Raw genomic sequence first — 17,155 nt, 5'->3', positions numbered from 1 at the left:
TGCGCTCCCTTGCCTGTTTTGACAGCTGTTATTTTAATGTAAAACTACGCGCTTTGGCAACGGCGCTAAAGAGGTTCGCCTCATCCTCCTTCGCTTCAGCCAGCACTTCTTTCTCTGCAAACAGCGATTTTGTTACTGTAGGCCGTTTCAGAATAACTGTCTGCAAGCCATAGCGTACGTCCAGTGAATAGTCCTCAGCACTGGTATAAAGCTGACCATTCAGGTTAACACCAAATGCACCTCCTTTAGCACCTGCAGTGAACTTTGTATATTTCCGCCGGATGATATATTTCTGCACAAAACCTATTACTGCATACACGTAGCATACAGCGGGATCTTCCAGGACGGCGGCCTTATTATCAGCCATCCAGGATTGCACGCCCTTATTCCATGAATCACTATCACGGTTCACCAGTCCTGTTGCCTGGTCAAATACCATCAGACTAAAAGATGATTCCTGCTCAAATTCGGCTGTCAGGTAGTTCAGAAAACTTACCTCCACAGACAGTTTCTGATCCACCAGGATAGATTGGCGTTTAATAGGTTCCTTTATCTTGGAGGTTTCATCAATCTCAATACCCGGGATCTTAAACGCGGAGAATTCTATGGATGCATTCTCTGTATTGGCAATGGAGGGGCAATCAGCCTGTGTTTTCCTGATCTCCAGTACTGTTCCCAGCAGGGCATATGGATTACCGATATACGCATCTGCTCCAACGTAAAGCATGTTATTCTGTAATGCCAGCATCTTTTGTGCTTCTATTACAGACGGGATCTTCTTTGATTCGGCAACTTCGTTGTTCATTGCCTCATTAATGTGTTCTGTGGAATTATTTCCCATGGTAAACTGATTTAAGTAAGTATGTGTCAAAAGGGGGCCCGTTTGGAGGTACATTTTCAATTGGGGTATAACTAAAGTACGGTTTTCCGGGGAGAAAACAAATGAAATACAAAAGCTAAAACAGTCGACAGTGTTGCTGAGCGTTTACAGATTTCATAGGTTATTAAAATTACGGACACACAAAATATCCTAGAGCTTTTCTTTGCGCCTGAATTGTTCATCAATCTCATCTTCTACTGGATCATCTTTCAGCAGTTTTCTCCGGTCCCTGCGATTCTTTACAATCAGGAAAACAATGAGTGCTATTGCAATCAGGGCAACAATGACAATTGTGGTCAGATTAATGTATTGCATGTCAGATGGTTAAAGTAGTAAAAACAGACAGCCTGGTATCAATATATATCTTCCTGACTGTATTCCAAGGTTATCGTTTTGTAATGAACTGCTGGCTCCGCCCTGATAATTCTCTTTCTCCTAAATAAAGTTATTGTCCATTCATTACCTTCATAAGGTCCCTTCATCAATACCATTACCATGTATCCATTTGTAGTAGCCCTTTATTGTTTGTTGTCGACCTCTCTTTTTGCACAACAACCTGTTGACAGCACCCGTCTCCGCGCTGAGAAAATGAATAAGATCTTCGGGGAAGAAGTCATTCCATATCTTGAGTCCCGTGATAGTACACCCGACTGGGCAAGCTTCGGGAAACATCTGATATCGCTTTATGGAGATACAGGCGAAGAAGTCCTCTTAATGAGTCAGACCATCTACAGTATGCAACGCGATGATTGGGCCAATTTTTCCACTGCTATTATCCCTTATGCAAAGAAGTATGGAAATAATATTCCTGCGAAGCAGCGTCATGCATTTAGCAAATATATGAGCCAGAATGCCCAGCTCTTATATCAGTCGGGGCGCCAGGAGGAAGGTATCAGATGGCAGATATTGGCGTTGCCGCTGGCGGCAGAAACAGAGCATGCGGGCATGCTCGATACTATAGAGAAAATGAAGAGAGGAGACTGAAGTTACTTCTTGTCTTTATTATAATCATCAAGCTCAAAATCAATGGTGACAGCTACATATGCCGCTACCCTTCTTCTTGGCTCAGGCTTTTGCTCAATAATAGCAGGATTCCATTCAGGCATCAGGCTTACAATTCGTAAAGCCTCCTCGGGCAACCCGTAACCTAAGTCTTCACCTTTAACAATTTTAGGTTCTGTGATATTACCCTCCTTGTCTATTCTTATTTCCACAATTACTTTCCCCTCTTTCTTATGTTTCAGCGCTTTTTTAGGATAGATCAGATGCTCACTGATAAATTTCTTCATAGCAACTGGGCCGCCTTTATATTCTGGCGCTATTTCTATTCTGGTAAAGATGTCGTTGTCCTGGGATTTAGCAATATTAATAACGCTAAAAAATAAAATAGAGATGAGTACTAAATGCTTAGGCATAGGGGATATATTATTAGAATACGAATCTAAGCATAACTCACTTTTTTAGGAAATTTTGAAGTACCTGTGAGCATTAAACAGGCTTAATAAACAAATTCTCTATTTGACTTGTTATTTTATGGCTGTAAGCCCGGTATTTCGCGGACTTAATTGCAAATCTCCTGCTAAAATAGTATTCACTGTTCAATAAAACCTACATTCGATGAAAGCACTCATGTTTCTCCAGGTATTCACACTGCTTATTGGATTATCAGGCATTACCAGGGCCCAGTCAACAGACGAAATGGTAAAAGAATGGGAACGGGCTAAAGCCTACACAAAAGAATATCTTGATGCTATGCCGGATAAAGACTATAGTCTGAAACCAACTCCTGAAATGCGCTCATTTGCAGAGCAGATGCTTCACATTACAGATGCAAACTACGGCTTCGCATCCACGGCTACCGGCGAAAAAAGCCCTTATGGTATGGGAGAAATGGAAAAATCAGCTGATAAATCAAAAGCTGCTGTAACCAAAGCTGTAATGGATGGATATGACTTTGTAATCAATAATATCAAAAAACTGTCTGCGGATAAGCTGAATGACAATGTCAATCTCTTTGGCAAATTTGATATGACCAGGAGAGTAGCGTTTGAAAAAGCGTTTGAACATCAGACACATCATCGCGGACAAACTACTGTCTATCTGCGCCTCGCCGGTGTTAAACCACCTGAAGAAAAACTGTTTTAATCTATATATGCTGCTATGGCGTTTTCAGTCCTGTCAATCACTGAAGGTAATCAGCACACGATGCATTCAGGTACGATCCGGCAGGACTGAAAAATATTTATATTGCATAACGAAGGCAAACCAGCAATACCTGCTATATTGTCAATAGCCCAAATAAAAAGTTATGCAGACATACGAAAGAAAGACGCCTGAAGACCTGGATTGTGGCGTTACTGTATTCATGAAAGTACTCGGGGCAAAATGGAAACCCTGCATTGTGGATCTTATCAACAGGGGTTATAAGCGGCCCAGCGAAATACATAAACAACTCATTACTGCTACCCCAAGAGTAGTTGACATGCAGCTGAGGGAACTTGAATCATATGGTATTGTCGCTAAGAAAGTACATAAAGGCTTTCCTTTACATGTTGATTACGCCCTTACCGATATGGGCAAAAGCCTTCTTCCTGTGATTGTCTCAATGGACCAATGGGGAGCAGCCTATTCAGGAAAGGTAAAAAAAGTAGCTACCGGCCGACAAACTTCCCGGCAACAGTCGTCCTGCCTGGCTCCCGCCACCGAATAATTTTTCGGTTATTGATTACAACGATCTCCTTCATGAATTTTGTGTTCAATTAATGACATATTGAACATGAAAAATTTATCTGCTGTAGCCTCTTCATGGAGCATAAATGATGTCTTTAAAATATTGATCTGGGCAGTCATTGTAGCGATCACCTGGTATTTCATGCATGGCGCTGATCATTTTCTCCAGCTCACGCCTGATGCATTGGGCAAATACTTCAAACTAAAATGGGTATTGCTGCTACATATTACCGCCGGAGGGGGAGCGCTCATTCTTGGTCCTTTACAATTCTGGGAACGGCTGAGAACCAAAAGCTGGCAGTTGCACCGCGTCATTGGCACCCTTTATCTGCTGGCTATCCTGGCAAGCAGTACCTGTGCCGTGATCCTGGCTTTTACCACCGCTTATGCCATCAACTGGGCGTATGCATTTTCATTACAGGTGTGGGTAAGTGTCTGGATATCCTCCTCCTTTATTGCCTGGTGGACCATCCGCAAAAGACAAATTAAACTCCATAAGGAGTGGATGACCAGAAGTTATATTGTCACGTTGGCCTTCGTCATATCGGGGCTGACGGCAAGACTGCCAGTTGTTCAATCGCTGGGAAGTTTCGCTGATTTTTCACCCTCTCTTTTCTGGATGGGCTGGGCTGTTCCGCTGTATATCTATGAAGTGATATTATCCCTCCGGCAGAGAAGGGCCGGCAGGATATGACAAACGAAAAGGGATGGTCCGAAGATCATCCCTTTTGCATGAACCAAATGTAAGATTTAAGATTTGTAGTAGTTCCTTTTGGCTTCAAGGACAGCCTGGTCACGGTCTCTCTTGAATTCCCTTATCTGTGCACGTCTTTCTTTACCGGTAAGATCTTTATCCATTTTTACGGATTCAATCTTATCCGCATAATCGTTTCTGATATTCGCTATCTGCATGTCCAGCTTTGTTGGCTGGTAAGGCACAGCAGCTGTATATGGATACGGGTAGCCATAATAAAAAGGAGAAAAGTAAGGGTTGTAGAAACCACCGCCCACAACTACGGTTGTTCTGGGGTAAAAACCACCACCATGAAAACCTCTTATAGGGCCATTAGGAACCATTGCTGAAGCGCTTTGAACCGTTACTGCAAGTAGCAGTATTGCTATTATCTTTTTCATGACCTTTAATTTTTTTTCTAATTCTTTGACGCTGGTTTAATTGAAAAATTTAAAGGCGAAAGTATGTTTAGCAAACTATTAACAGTTCTCTTCTATGCCCGGTTTAATGCCGTTTCTTGGCATTATCTTCCAAAGGTGGGGATTGGGGCCTGGCGATTCCCCCCTGTTAATGCACTTTATTTGGCGTTTATATCTACGTCTGCTGACGCGGTAAAGCCGGCATATTTTGCATTGTCTTTTATGGCCCAATCAGCCATTGCCATCAATACTGGCCCTAATTCCTCACCGGATGGCGTAAGGCTGTAAATAACATGCGGCGGAACAATATCCTCTGCCTTTCTGTTTATAAGATTATCTTCCTGTAATTGCTTTAAATGCTGTATCAGCATTTTCTCCGTAATGGCAGGTATCAAACGTTTCAGCTCACCGTAGCGTTTAGGGCCACTTATCAGGTAGTAGAGAATGATCGATTTCCAGTGGCCACCGATCTTATTCATGACATAAGTAATAGGACAGGTCATTTCAGCAATGCCCTTATTATAATTTCTTGTTGAGCTTTCTTTCACTTTAGTCATGCTACTTACTTTGGGGTAGGTACTTGTCAAAAAGTTTGTACAAAGATAGTTTTGCGTTGTAAAACAAACAAACATTTTAAAGTATGAAAATTATAGTAACAGGCTCTCTGGGACATATCAGCAAGCCGTTAGCAGAGATATTGACAGGCGCAGGCCATGACGTAACTATCATCAGCAGTGACTCTGGCAAAGTAGGCGCTATCGAAGCCTTAGGGGCAAAAGCAGCGATAGGGTCTGTAGCAGACCTTGCATTCCTGACCAAAACATTTACTGGTGCAGACGCAGTTTACACGATGGTGCCACCGAATTTCGGCGCTACCAATTACAGGCAATACATTAACGACATTGGTAAAAATTATACCGCCGCCATCAAAGCGTCTGGCGTAACACGCGTGGTAAACCTGAGCAGTATCGGCGCTCATCTTGAGAATAGTACTGGGCCTATAACAGGATTACATGATGTGGAACTGATGCTAAACACGCTGGATAATGTGGCCGTTAAACATCTGCGTGCCGGATTCTTTTATGTCAACTTCTTTGCCAATATAGACATGATTAAACACCAGGGTATTCTGGGCAACAACTATAGCAAAGAAGCAAGACTGGTAATGGTACATCCACGGGATATTGCAGAAGCAGCTGCACAGGAGTTACAAGGTTCCTTCAGCGGCAAAAGCTATCGTTATGTGATCAGTGATGAGCAAAAGATCTCAACGCTCGTTAAAACGCTGGGTACTGCAATAGGCAAGCCTGAATTGCCCTGGGTTGAATTCAGCGATGAAGATAGTCTGGCCGGCATGACCGGAGCAGGGTTACCCCCTGCTATTGCAAGCACCTTTGTTGAAATGGGTTCTGCTGTAAGGAGTGGTATTTTATGGGAGGATTATGACAAGAATAAACCTGCCGCCCTGGGCAGGATAAAGCTGGATGATTTTGCAAAGGAATTTGCTGCTGCATATAACAGTTGATGCTTCAATAAAAATGCCTTCCGGTCTCTCAACCGGAAGGCATTTTTTATCTGATAGTCTGCATTATTAAAACTCCACGTCGTCAGCTATATTGCCGCCGTTTTCATCAGCAAATCTCTTTGCATACTCCTGCCTTTTTGCATCCATATAATTCACATATTCCAGTGTTTCTTCAGAGCTTTCGTCTCGCTGTTGTTCCATCCACTGCATAGCTACCTGCTGGAAATCGCCAAGAGAGATGCCATAATTATCCTGTATCCATTTGGCGCCATCCAGACCGGCTTCATATGCCGCTGTACGCGCACCACTCAGTTCCTCATAGAAGTAGCGGTCAGTAGCCAGTCTATCCAGGTTCTGTGCATTTCCTGCGCCTGCTACCGGCTGGAGATGGCCTAATTTAGGGTGTTCACTGGCTTGTCCGAATAAAACGCCCATTTCAGAGATTACGATAAATTCGGAATCTTCCTGCATACGTTGTACCCAACCCTGGCTAGCTTCTTCCCATACAGGTGTTTCTACGCCAAGCGCGCTACAGATGGCATCAACGGCAACACCATTCGCAATCTTTGCGTTGGCAGCGGAGTAATCGTACAGGCTGATGCCATGAATAGGTTCAAATAAGGGGTTTTGTCCCATGGTCTGTTGTTTTTATAGTTAACTATAGATTCGTGCTTCTTTTACTTTCATATCTCTGATAATTGGCCTGCAGAGATTTGAAGAACTTTTCATGGTGTTCTTCCAGATCAGGCAATAGTTTTGTGAGCTCGTCAAAGATGTTTCTGTAGTACCTGTCAAGTAATTCAGGCGCTTCGCTTTCAGCCTGCAATCTTTTTGATTCCAGTGAAAGGAGCTGCTCATATTTAGGCCCACTCCTCTTCACCCGTTCCTCCATACTGAGTGTCAGCTGCAATTCATGCATCTGCTGGTAAAGACTTCTTTCTTCTCTCTTTCGCCGCTCATGCGCATCCATGAAATGTTTGCTGCGCTGTTCAGCCAGTTTCCTGGCAGTATGTTCAATGTCGCGGGCTATTGTTCCCGGCTCGAAGATGTTTTGCGTCTGACAATGGGAGCACGCCACGTAAGCACTGTAATAGTAGACTTGTTTTATGTTCAGATTAGCGCCACACTGGCGGCAATTGATCAACTGACACTGCTGCCAGTAATCATTCATCATTTGCGCAAAAACCGGCTCATAATCCTTTCTTTCTACCTGTTCTGTAGCCTCATCTACACGATGCTGTAACTGTTCCTCCCATTCGTCTGCCTTCCTGGCGCAACGATGCCTCCATTCATGAAGTATACTATACCCTTCGCTTCCTGCAGAGAGTGTATCTGAATATCGACTATAGACTGGCTCAATCTGCTTTTCAAGTACTTCCCGTAACTTTTCGCGCATGCTGCCTGCCTGTCCCTTCATAGCAGAGGAAAAGCGATAATATGCCTGCCCAAAGCGATCATCTTCTGCCATTACAGAAGGCGCTTCTTCTATGAAGCCGCTAAGCAATGCATCCACACGTTCATTCAGCTTGGCCAGGAAAGCATCCAGCCGGTTTTCCAGGGTCGCTAGTTCACTTTTCAACGCCTCATATTCCTGCTTGTCCTCCTGTGATTGTCCCCAATTAAATAAACCCATAATTATGTATTGGAATTATCTGACTTTTTGATGTATTTACCGTCAGTAAGCGTTGTTGTAATAAAAGGATGTCCACAGTAGGCGCAGTGCGTCAATCCATCCTGTTTTGCACGGCCTGCGCCACAATTGGGACAGGTAGCATTCTCTGTGTTGGCTCCTGAATTTTCAGCTTGTCCACCGTAACTTTGCTGTGAAACAGCACGCTGTTTCATGCGCTCAATGAACGACAATTTCTTATTTTCCTCCTGCATATAGGGTATTATAATTTGGCGATGATCTCTGCTTTTTTGGCCTTGTATTCCTCCGCATCTATCAATCCGTTATCGTGTAAAGACTTCAGTTGCTTCAGCCTGGATTCAATATCGTCCTGTTTTTCCGCAGGCTTGCTTTCTGACTTTTGTGCATTCATGGCATTCATCATATAGGCCATAGCAGCACCCTGTTGTGCAGCATCATTCAGGGCTGTTCCCTGTTGACCGATAGCTGTTGCCTGATTGAATTTGAGAAATGCATCCATATCCCCTACCATGTTCATGTTGGTAACGGTATCAAAATGCTTTGCCACTTCATCCGGCAGGGTAACACTGCTTACGGTAAATTCTGTTACATCAATACCGAATGCGTCAAAATAGGGCTGGATAAGGGGTCTGATCTTGCTATTCAGCGCACTCAGGTTACCGGCAATGTCCAATACCTGTATTTGCGCTTCTGCCAGTGCTTCTCCAAACTTAGGTGCAATAAAATCACGGAGTTTGTTCTGCAATTCAAATGCAGACAGGAATGGTAATGTGCCTGCATATTCCCGGAAGAATTTTGCCTGATCCGAAATGCGTACATTATAACTGCCAAAGGCTCTTACACGTACCTGACCAAACTGCTTGTCGGGTATCATGATCGGTGTTGGCGTGCCCCATTTCAGATTTACAAACTGTTTAGAAGAGAGATAGTAAACATCCACTTTAAAAGGGCCCTGGAAACCGTATTTCCAGCCTTTTAATTTCGTCAGGAATGGGATATTCTCTGTAGCCAGCGTATGTGTACCAGGATCGAATACATCAGCTAGTTTGCCTTCGCTTAGCAACAATGCTTTTTCGGATTCACGAACAATCAGCTTAGCACCATTTTTAATGTCGGCTTCGGGATATGGAAACTTCCACATTAACAAATTGGGGTCTTTCTCAAACCACTCAATGATTTCAATAAAAGGTAAATGCATGGTTCTCAATTGTCACTATTAATCAGGGTTACCTTTGTCCATTAGGTTAACGTATATCACTATGCGTAACTGATAGTAAAGGATGCGGAAAATTAGTTATTTTTTGTTAAACCATTTAGCAAATTTTTAGTAGGTGCCTCTCTCTTGATCTGTACGCCATTCCGGACAATAAAATTATCATGAAAAAATGCAACCGAATGGCCGGGAACTATTTTTTTATATTTAGTATATGGAAAAGATTACACCCAATGACGTACGTTATTCCGATCTTGCCGGAAAGAGATTTAACAAACGTTTTACCGGAAAGCCTGAATATATTCGCCTGCCAACATCTACAAAAGATGTGATAGCGGCAGTACAGGATGCCGTGGACAGCAAACGGCGACCGGTAGTACGCAGTGGAGGACATTGCCTGGAAGGCTTCGTATCAGATCCAACTGTACAGGTACTTATCGATGTGTCCCTGATGACTGATATCTACTTTGACAATGAGAGAGCAGCCTTTGTAGTAGAGGCTGGCGCCACTGTTGGTGAAATGTATCGCAGGTTATTCCTGGGTTGGGGTGTGGTGCTTCCTGCAGGAGAACATCCGGGCATCGGTGTGGGCGGACATATATTAGGTGGGGCCTTCGGCTTTCTTTGCCGGGAATATGGGCTTGCGGCAGACTATCTCTATGCCGTCGAACTGGTCACTGTCGATGCATCCGGCAAGACGTATAGTGTCATTGCCACACGGGAGGCAGATGATCCTAATCGTGAGCTCTGGTGGGCACACACCGGCGGCGGCGGTGGTAACTTTGGTATTGTAACACGCTACTGGCTGCGATCGCCGGATGCCACAGGCGCTGATCCTTTTTCAGCGTTGCCCAAGGCACCGGCGTCTGTTACCACCTTCCGGGTGGCATGGGATTGGAAGGACTTTGATGAATCAGCGTTTTCCCGTCTGGTACGGGGTTTCGGAGCATGGAGCCAGCAGAATAGTGCACCCGATTCTCCTTATACACAATTGTTCAGCATACTCTTTCTAAATCACCGTAACATCGGAAAGCTGGAAATAAAAGGGCTTTCTACAGGATCAAATGCTGCACAGCTGATAGATGCACATCTGGCGGCCATCGCAAAGCCGGTAGGTTTGCCTTATAAATTGCAAATTGAGGAAAGCGCATGGTTACGCTTTGCGCTTAACCCTTTTCCTGAATTGTTTCAACCAGGCTTCGATAATGTACAGGCAAAAATTAAAGACGCTTTCTTCAGAAGCCCCTTCACTGATAGCCAGATAGCAACCGCTTATAAGTATCTCACAGCAGATGTACAAATAGGTGGGCTGTTGGGTATGGCCACCTATGGAGGTAAGGTGAATACAATATCACCTGATACCACTGCATCGGCTCAACGGGATTGCATCCTGGATGTTGCCTGCAATACCGGCTGGATTGATCCGGAAGGTGCAACCCCCAGTATGGACTGGGTACGCAATTTCTACAAGGACCTTTTCCCAGACTCCGGCGGTGTACCTGTACCCAATCAACAAACAGACGGAAGCATGATCAATCATCCGGATACAGATCTTGCCAGTGCAGAATGGAACCAGTCAGGCGTTCCATGGCATACCCTTTATTACAAGGAAAGCTATCCACGGCTGCAACAAGTGAAAGCTAAATGGGATCCTTTGAATATATTTTATCATGCCTTGTCCATACGGGCAGCCGATTAGGCAGCTCAAAGGAATATAAAAGCTGTTTGCTGATGGTGGTATGTTTTCGCCGCATACCGGAAGGCCTATTATCTGGAAGAATGTGCTAATTTTGCACCAGTCATATACTTCCTTATGAACGAACATGCTTTGCCTCTTAATACATCACCGGTACAACGAGATGCCGAATATGTTTCTATTCTCCGTTACCGCACCAATAAGCCCGCTCCCAGAGCAAGCATCATGCTGCAACAAAACCTGTTCACCTTTTTGCTTGAAGGTGAAAAAACCGTGCATTTTGCAGGCACACATATTACGGTAAAACCGCACCAGTTTGTAATGTTAGCCGCCGGAAATTGCCTTATGAGTGAAAAGATAGCGGCTGAGAATGCAGATTATCATAGTATTCTTATTTTCTTTGATAGCAAATTATTGTCTGATTTTTTTGACCGTCATGCTTCATTACTCGGTAAACAAACAAAACAATCCGGCAGTCATCCATTTTTGTTATTGGAAAAGGACGAGTTCCTGATAAATTTCACTCGTTCTCTTGATTGCATGCTTTGCGATGATAAGCCTATATACCACGATCTGCAAAAGGTAAAACTGGAAGAACTGTTCTTATACCTTGCAGTACAATATCCGGGACAGATACAGCAAATCAGGAACATGAGCTATGAAGCCAATGACGACCTGATAGTCCGCCAGGCAGTTACATCACATATAAACAGCAATATCACGGTTGAAGAACTTGCCTTTTTATGCAATATGAGCCTGTCCTCTTTTAAACGCAGGTTTGCCAGCATTTATGGCAATAGCCCTAACAGATGGCTGTTGGAAAAAAGAATGGAAAGAGCGGCTAAAATGCTCCGGCAGGATAACCGCAAGGCGAGTGAAATCTATTATGAACTCGGTTATGAAAACCTCTCCAGCTTCATTCAATCTTTTAAGCAGATTCATGGCATAACGCCTAAACAGTACCAGTTAACAAATTGAACGTCTGGCCATACTTTCTGGACGAGTACCTATTATTTGCCACCTGTCTTCGCATCTACCTTTGAGCCATCATTCAAACAAAAAATGGAAAAGATGATGGCAACAGAAAGCAGTGCTTTTGCACAAACATTTACATTAAAAAGCAAAGAGCTTGGCGGTCAGCTGACCAATAAGCAATATGCAAAGGGAATGGGGTTCAATGGTGAAAACCAATCTCCACAACTGTATTGGGAAAATCCTCCAAAGGATACACAAAGCTTTGCAGTAACAGTCTATGACCTGGACGCTCCCACGGGTAGCGGATTCTGGCACTGGATCGTTTTTAACATCCCGCAAAATACCTACGAGTTAGTCTCCGGTGCCGGTGATCCAAACAAAGACCTCCTTCCCGGAGGAGCGATACAAAGCAATACAGATGCAGGTGTACCCGGTTACATAGGTGCTGCTCCTCCCGAAGGCCCTGCTCACCGTTATCTGATCACGGTATATGCTCTCAGCAAAAAACTGGAATTGGATAAAAATGCCACGCCCGCTTTTGTAGGTTTTAACATGCACTTTGCGACATTAGCGAAAGCATCGCTGATTGTTTACGGACAAAAGCACTAGATGTAAACAACTTGCCCCGACACATAAAAAATGTCGGGGCAAATATATACCAGAGTACTGAACACTTTTATCAAGCAATGCACGCGATCAAAATGAGATAGCATCTTATGCCAGCCCATCCACATTTATTTTTTGTGGATTCCTTAATATTTCCTAGCTTCATCATCCCAAACCCCATATATCCAAACGATTCATTAAATGTTCTCTTGACCATAGCACGGGGTTTGTATACTTCTCATCTAAACTTAAATATCATTACTATTCGAATCTGCTGCTACCTCGGCAACAGATGGCATGTGTTGTAGCAAAGAATGAAAAACTTATTATTTATTTACCCCAAATGTTGATGCACGTCAACAAGTATTGGTTATTGCCCCTAACTCAGAAATGTTGCATATGCATTTATGAAAGAGCATATCATCATAAAAGTTGTCAAAGAAGTGCTGGATCAGCTACCTGCACCTATTCCATATTGGATGGACTTTATCAACGATAAAACTATTGTCGTTGAACGTTTCCATCCGGATGTGGACAGGTTGTTTGCTGAAGCGAACTATAAATTCTGGGTTACCAGAGAATATAAATCTCAATCCAAAGACAGGGTATGGAGTGCCGATGAAATGAATGCTAACCTGCATTGTACCTTCCGTCTTATTTTGCAGCGTGATGGGGCTTTACCTGAACAAATTATCAAACGCCTGGAACAACTTCCCTTCATTGCAGAAGTAAGGACATTGTTACTGGGCACTACTGAATTTCCCGGAGAAGTTGCCGGCGCTATGGCTGTTGTTTCTACTGATCCAGGCGAAATGATCTATCTCCCTTATGCTAAAGAATGGACCAAGGGCGTAAATAACGTACGTGTGGCGGTGCTGGATACCGGTGCAAATTTCAGTCATCCGGAACTGGAAAACAAAATCGTCCTCCGTAGAAATTTTGTAGATCTCCAGGGGCTTGATACTTCTTCCTTCATAGGAGACGTATTAAACATCAATGCACTCCCGGAAGACCAGGTGGGGCATGGTACTCATGTGTCGGGCATACTGGCTGCAAAAGGCCTGCGCATGAATGAAGGCGTTTGTCCTTCCTGTTCACTGATGGTAATCAGAGTGCTGGCTGCCATGAAGAGCGGCAACAAAGTAGTAGGTGCCGGTATCGTAGATAATATCAACAATGGAATAAAATGGGCGGTGGATAATGGTGCTGATGTGATTAATATGAGTCTTGGCATTAAACACTCAGGCGGTGGGCTTCCTCATGAAGATATTGTCAAATATGCAATCAGTAAGAACGTTACTATTGTAGCAGCCAGTGGCAATGATGGTAGTCCTGAGAAATATTATCCCGGCGCGCTGGATGATGTAATAGCCGTTGGTGCGGTAGACAATACCGGGCAGATAACCGGATTCTCCTCTTATGGCGCCAGTATCACGGTAGTAGCCCCGGGTACTAACATTTACAGCTCTTATCTGAATAATGGCTACGCACTTTCCTCCGGCACTTCCCAGGCATCTCCTTTTGTAAGTGGTGCTGTGGCACTGCTAAAGTCGTACGCCTATGAAAGGGGTAAAAAAATCACAAATACTGACATCACCCATATACTTCGGAACACATCAGACAGGCTCACCAGCAAAGTAAGGGATCAAAAAGCCGGATACGGTTTGCTCAACCTGGCAGATTCATTCAAACTGTTAAACGATATGTTATCATAAATTCTTTAAACATTATGTAATGGCAACGCTAAATTTCTTCCCTTCCACCAATGGCGTTAAAATACGCAGAACTAACATTACAACTAATGGTATCACTGCTGACATTGACAGTCATGTGAAAGAGCAGCTGACATACCTGAACGATTTGCTGGGTACTCCGATCTATATCAAAGAAGGAGATGACTTTCAGACCGTAGACGGCACGTCAATAAGCGAACTTGTTCAGCTGCCATTGAAAGCCAGAATGTATGGCAATAGCCATAGGAAAGAACAACAATGGCAGGAGGATAGTCTGCTGAATGTTATATACAAAACGATCAATAATTCCAAATATGATAAGATCTACAGCATTGAGGAATATATTGACGCGGAAGATAAGCTGTCATTACTCAAATTCGATTTTAAGGACCGGCTTAACAATAACTGGAACAACCTGGATCTGAACACCCGCAGCATCCTCAGTTATCCAAATATCGTCAACTACCTGCTGGCGTTTGGCTATAACGCAGGATATACTGAAATCAACGGGCTTACCAACTTTATCTTTGGTAATAAATACGGCAACCGCAATGTGATCATCTATACACAGATCAGTGCCTCCCGCCAGTATATCCATGAAGAAAGAGTGAGTGTAGAGTTTAATAACGAAAAAAATCCCGTTATTACGGATATTCTCAAAGGTAATCCCTCCTTCTCGTCTCTTTCTTTCGGCGCGTTCGTAAAGAAAACACTGGAAAACTATGTAGACAACAGTACCGAACTGGATATACTGAAAGATTCCAAATATTATCCGGTCATCCCACCCAGTATGATCCCGAAGCTGATCAAACAGATCAAAGCTTCTATTCTTCCCGTGACAGACAGCAATATTGACATCCTGCTGCCGATCTTTATGAATGAAATAGAAAACACCCCGGGGTGGGAAGACGATACGACCGACACAGACGGGAGCGCACCGGACTATAGTGTAACCTTCCTGGATGATGATGCCGCTACTGTACAGGTTGTCTCTGATAATATCCGCTGCGCTGCACAGATGTTCTACTCCATGACCCTGGGCGAAGAACTTGATATCTTCAGTGTGGTTAATTTCTTCACACATAAATTTATGGTGAGAGGAAATATCCAGATTTCAGATGCGCAGTTACGGGAAGATCTTCAGATGTATGTATTCTCCAACAAATTCACACATCCAAAAACCGGTAAGATCATTGAACGTACCCGTCCTGCAGAACGTCGTATGTTCTATAAACAGGTGTTCAACTACGGCAATGCTCCTGTAACAGATGATGTGGTAGTCAACAAGGAATTCCCTAAATACTGGCGTATACTGATCATGGAAGTAGCACGTTATATACAACGTGCACAGGACAGTCCTAATCCTGAAAGCTATGTATCCCGCCAGAACGTTATGCAGGCAGTGGAAGATCTGCAATACAACCTGTCTACGCATTGCTCTGGTATGGCCAATGTGATATCACCGATCATCTACGACGAATTGTACTTCGTTATCAAGCGTATACTGAACCACCCTGAAGTAGTGAAACAACTTGTTCCTGCTGGTGGTAACTGGTGGAAAGTTGTAGAAATGCTTTACGAAGGCATGAAACATCAGCGTCCGAAAACAACTATTCAATACAACAAGGCTAAACTGGGCTACGAAATCCTTAACTCCATCGCTGACTATAATCCTACTACGTTTGAAGATGATAAACGCTTCTCCGCATTTATCAGCAATGTGGATGCCTTCATCATCAGCCAGGCGCAACTGCAGCAGAAAGAAGAAGATGAGAATGAAGACAAGGACAACAGGGAATATCGTCGCAGGGAAAAGCGTGTTGAAAAAGAAGATGATGAAGAACCTGCTGAAAAACTACCTGCTCCTTCCCCTTCAGCAGGTAAAGATGAATGGGACTTTTAATTCAATTGCTAACTAACAAAACGTATTATCAGCTATGGCTATAAATGTAATACCTTCCAGGGCACAGATCAAAGAACTCGCCCGTGCACAGGCAAGAGAAGTGTTGGGTAGCAGTGATGTATTTAAGACGATGTCCCTCGATGATCAGAAAAGTATCTATCTGTCACTCATAGATGACTATACTTCCAGACAAATGAAAAAGCATGGACTGGAAGAAAGTATGGCAACCGATAGTGGCAAACAAATGGGATACAAAGGTTATGACCCTGGTTTCCAGGGTGACACCAGATCATTTAAAGAACTGGTGGATGCTGTCGACTTTCCCAAATTCGTGGCCGATCTGTTGAAAGCTGTATTTGATGCGAACCTCAAGGTGATGAAACAACAGACCGATAGTTACATCAAACTAATGAAGGAAGCTACCAAGTCTACCGCAGATTTCATCAAAAAGATAAAGGATGATGATGCATTTGCCACACTGGCGGAATCCCGTGGAGACAAGTATAATGTGGTCACCGAGAAACAGGCAGACGGCAGCTCCAAGCTGGCGCTCACTAACCCTGAAGGTGAAAAACATGACCTGGAAGACGCAGAAGTGAAGAAACACATACTGGAGGCAAAGATCAATATGGCGAAAGAACACCGTGCTGCATTGCGGGAAGTGCTGCTTATGGGTGTAACCCGTCTGGTTGTGGAAAAAGGTGAAATTGATGCGCAGGTGGAATTTTCCATTAAAGCTACCCGCGCCAGTACAGCCCATCATGATGATCAGAACATCAACACTGTTAATACCCACATTGAAGCTGACGGCGGCATACTGGGTGCTATATTTGGCGGCCCTTCCATGAGCACAGACATTACCAATACCAACATCCAGGTAAATACGTCTGATAAAAAGGCGACAGACGATATGACAGCTACCCTGAAGGGGCATGTCAATATCAAGTTCAAAACAGATTATTTCAAACTGGACAATTTCGCCAATATGTATGCTGATGGTGGTGTAGCCGCACTAAAACCGGCAGGTAATACACCAGGTATAGCCGCACCGGCAGCTCCTGTTGCAGCACGTTAATTAATAATTACTTGCT

Annotated in this window: 20 protein-coding genes; 11 read left to right on the top strand and 9 right to left on the bottom strand. The window is 43.7% G+C overall.

Features of this window, described 5'->3' with window-relative positions; all coding sequences use genetic code 11:
• Window positions 1-28: 28 nt before the first annotated feature.
• Together CLV42_RS12540 and CLV42_RS33905 are read right to left on the bottom strand one after the other, a co-directional pair.
• Window positions 29-841: a hypothetical protein gene (locus tag CLV42_RS12540; protein ID WP_106602260.1), complete on the bottom strand. Its 813-nt coding sequence runs from the start codon at window positions 839-841 to the stop codon at window positions 29-31.
• A 189-nt stretch (window positions 842-1,030) separates the two neighbouring features.
• A complete protein-coding gene (locus CLV42_RS33905) occupies window positions 1,031-1,195 on the bottom strand; it encodes a FeoB-associated Cys-rich membrane protein (protein WP_170117488.1) in 165 nt (54 codons plus the stop codon).
• Window positions 1,196-1,375: 180 nt separating this feature from the next.
• Between CLV42_RS33905 and CLV42_RS12535 the strand changes: the two genes are divergently transcribed.
• Entirely contained in the window at window positions 1,376-1,864 is a 489-nt protein-coding gene (locus CLV42_RS12535) for a hypothetical protein (protein ID WP_106602259.1), read from the top strand.
• 2 nt (window positions 1,865-1,866) lie between these two features.
• On the opposite strand, the gene CLV42_RS12530 is transcribed toward CLV42_RS12535, so the two are convergent.
• Complete coding sequence (locus CLV42_RS12530; protein WP_106602258.1) at window positions 1,867-2,295, bottom strand: energy transducer TonB; 429 nt, start codon at window positions 2,293-2,295, stop codon at window positions 1,867-1,869.
• Between the two features lie 202 nt (window positions 2,296-2,497).
• Here CLV42_RS12530 and CLV42_RS12525 point away from each other — a divergent pair, with 202 nt between their 5' ends.
• The 3 genes from CLV42_RS12525 (at window position 2,498) to CLV42_RS12515 (ending at window position 4,304) form a co-directional block, all read left to right on the top strand.
• Window positions 2,498-3,025, top strand: a complete 528-nt coding sequence (locus CLV42_RS12525; RefSeq protein ID WP_106602257.1) for a DinB family protein — start codon at window positions 2,498-2,500, stop codon at window positions 3,023-3,025.
• A 163-nt stretch (window positions 3,026-3,188) separates the two neighbouring features.
• Window positions 3,189-3,590, top strand: a complete 402-nt coding sequence (locus tag CLV42_RS12520; RefSeq protein ID WP_106602256.1) for a winged helix-turn-helix transcriptional regulator — start codon at window positions 3,189-3,191, stop codon at window positions 3,588-3,590.
• Window positions 3,591-3,656: 66 nt separating this feature from the next.
• Window positions 3,657-4,304: a DUF2306 domain-containing protein gene (locus CLV42_RS12515; protein ID WP_106602255.1), complete on the top strand. Its 648-nt coding sequence runs from the start codon at window positions 3,657-3,659 to the stop codon at window positions 4,302-4,304.
• A gap of 56 nt (window positions 4,305-4,360) precedes the next feature.
• Here CLV42_RS12515 and CLV42_RS12510 read toward each other — a convergent pair whose 3' ends face one another.
• Entirely contained in the window at window positions 4,361-4,744 is a 384-nt protein-coding gene (locus tag CLV42_RS12510) for a hypothetical protein (protein ID WP_106602254.1), read from the bottom strand.
• Window positions 4,745-4,920: 176 nt separating this feature from the next.
• Window positions 4,921-5,319 (bottom strand): winged helix-turn-helix transcriptional regulator, encoded by a 399-nt coding sequence (locus CLV42_RS12505; protein WP_106602253.1) that lies wholly within the window; start codon window positions 5,317-5,319, stop codon window positions 4,921-4,923.
• Between the two features lie 83 nt (window positions 5,320-5,402).
• On the opposite strand from CLV42_RS12505, the gene CLV42_RS12500 reads away from it, so the two are divergent.
• The gene (locus tag CLV42_RS12500) at window positions 5,403-6,287 is read left to right on the top strand and encodes an NAD(P)H-binding protein (RefSeq protein WP_106602252.1); all 885 of its coding nucleotides are present in this window, start codon (window positions 5,403-5,405) and stop codon (window positions 6,285-6,287) included.
• Between the two features lie 66 nt (window positions 6,288-6,353).
• On the opposite strand, the gene CLV42_RS12495 is transcribed toward CLV42_RS12500, so the two are convergent.
• From CLV42_RS12495 to CLV42_RS12480, 4 genes are read right to left on the bottom strand one after another with little or no spacing between them, the layout of a single operon-like run.
• Window positions 6,354-6,923 (bottom strand): DUF6620 family protein, encoded by a 570-nt coding sequence (locus CLV42_RS12495; protein WP_106602251.1) that lies wholly within the window; start codon window positions 6,921-6,923, stop codon window positions 6,354-6,356.
• A 22-nt stretch (window positions 6,924-6,945) separates the two neighbouring features.
• The gene (locus CLV42_RS12490) at window positions 6,946-7,920 is read right to left on the bottom strand and encodes a hypothetical protein (protein ID WP_106602250.1); all 975 of its coding nucleotides are present in this window, start codon (window positions 7,918-7,920) and stop codon (window positions 6,946-6,948) included.
• 2 nt (window positions 7,921-7,922) lie between these two features.
• The gene (locus tag CLV42_RS12485) at window positions 7,923-8,171 is read right to left on the bottom strand and encodes a hypothetical protein (RefSeq protein WP_106602249.1); all 249 of its coding nucleotides are present in this window, start codon (window positions 8,169-8,171) and stop codon (window positions 7,923-7,925) included.
• 8 nt (window positions 8,172-8,179) lie between these two features.
• The gene (locus CLV42_RS12480) at window positions 8,180-9,136 is read right to left on the bottom strand and encodes an SPFH domain-containing protein (protein WP_106602248.1); all 957 of its coding nucleotides are present in this window, start codon (window positions 9,134-9,136) and stop codon (window positions 8,180-8,182) included.
• Between the two features lie 229 nt (window positions 9,137-9,365).
• Between CLV42_RS12480 and CLV42_RS12475 the strand changes: the two genes are divergently transcribed.
• The 6 genes from CLV42_RS12475 (at window position 9,366) to CLV42_RS12450 (ending at window position 17,139) form a co-directional block, all read left to right on the top strand.
• Entirely contained in the window at window positions 9,366-10,850 is a 1,485-nt protein-coding gene (locus CLV42_RS12475) for an FAD-dependent oxidoreductase (protein ID WP_106602247.1), read from the top strand.
• Window positions 10,851-10,964: 114 nt separating this feature from the next.
• Window positions 10,965-11,825 (top strand): AraC family transcriptional regulator, encoded by an 861-nt coding sequence (locus CLV42_RS12470; protein WP_106602246.1) that lies wholly within the window; start codon window positions 10,965-10,967, stop codon window positions 11,823-11,825.
• 93 nt (window positions 11,826-11,918) lie between these two features.
• Window positions 11,919-12,431 (top strand): YbhB/YbcL family Raf kinase inhibitor-like protein, encoded by a 513-nt coding sequence (locus tag CLV42_RS12465; RefSeq protein ID WP_245901639.1) that lies wholly within the window; start codon window positions 11,919-11,921, stop codon window positions 12,429-12,431.
• 404 nt (window positions 12,432-12,835) lie between these two features.
• Window positions 12,836-14,143 carry a S8 family peptidase gene (locus CLV42_RS12460; protein WP_106602244.1) on the top strand — a complete coding sequence of 436 codons (1,308 nt, stop codon included), beginning with the start codon at window positions 12,836-12,838 and terminating at the stop codon, window positions 14,141-14,143.
• 19 nt (window positions 14,144-14,162) lie between these two features.
• Window positions 14,163-16,064 (top strand): hypothetical protein, encoded by a 1,902-nt coding sequence (locus CLV42_RS12455; RefSeq protein ID WP_106602243.1) that lies wholly within the window; start codon window positions 14,163-14,165, stop codon window positions 16,062-16,064.
• 34 nt (window positions 16,065-16,098) lie between these two features.
• Entirely contained in the window at window positions 16,099-17,139 is a 1,041-nt protein-coding gene (locus CLV42_RS12450; RefSeq protein WP_106602242.1) for a hypothetical protein, read from the top strand.
• Window positions 17,140-17,155: the final 16 nt, after the last annotated feature.

Origin of the sequence: Chitinophaga ginsengisoli, from assembly GCF_003014595.1 — a bacterium.
GTDB lineage: Bacteria > Bacteroidota > Bacteroidia > Chitinophagales > Chitinophagaceae > Chitinophaga > Chitinophaga ginsengisoli.
The sequence above is the reverse complement of the archived record's forward strand: the minus strand, read 5'-3'. Positions and strand labels throughout refer to the sequence as shown.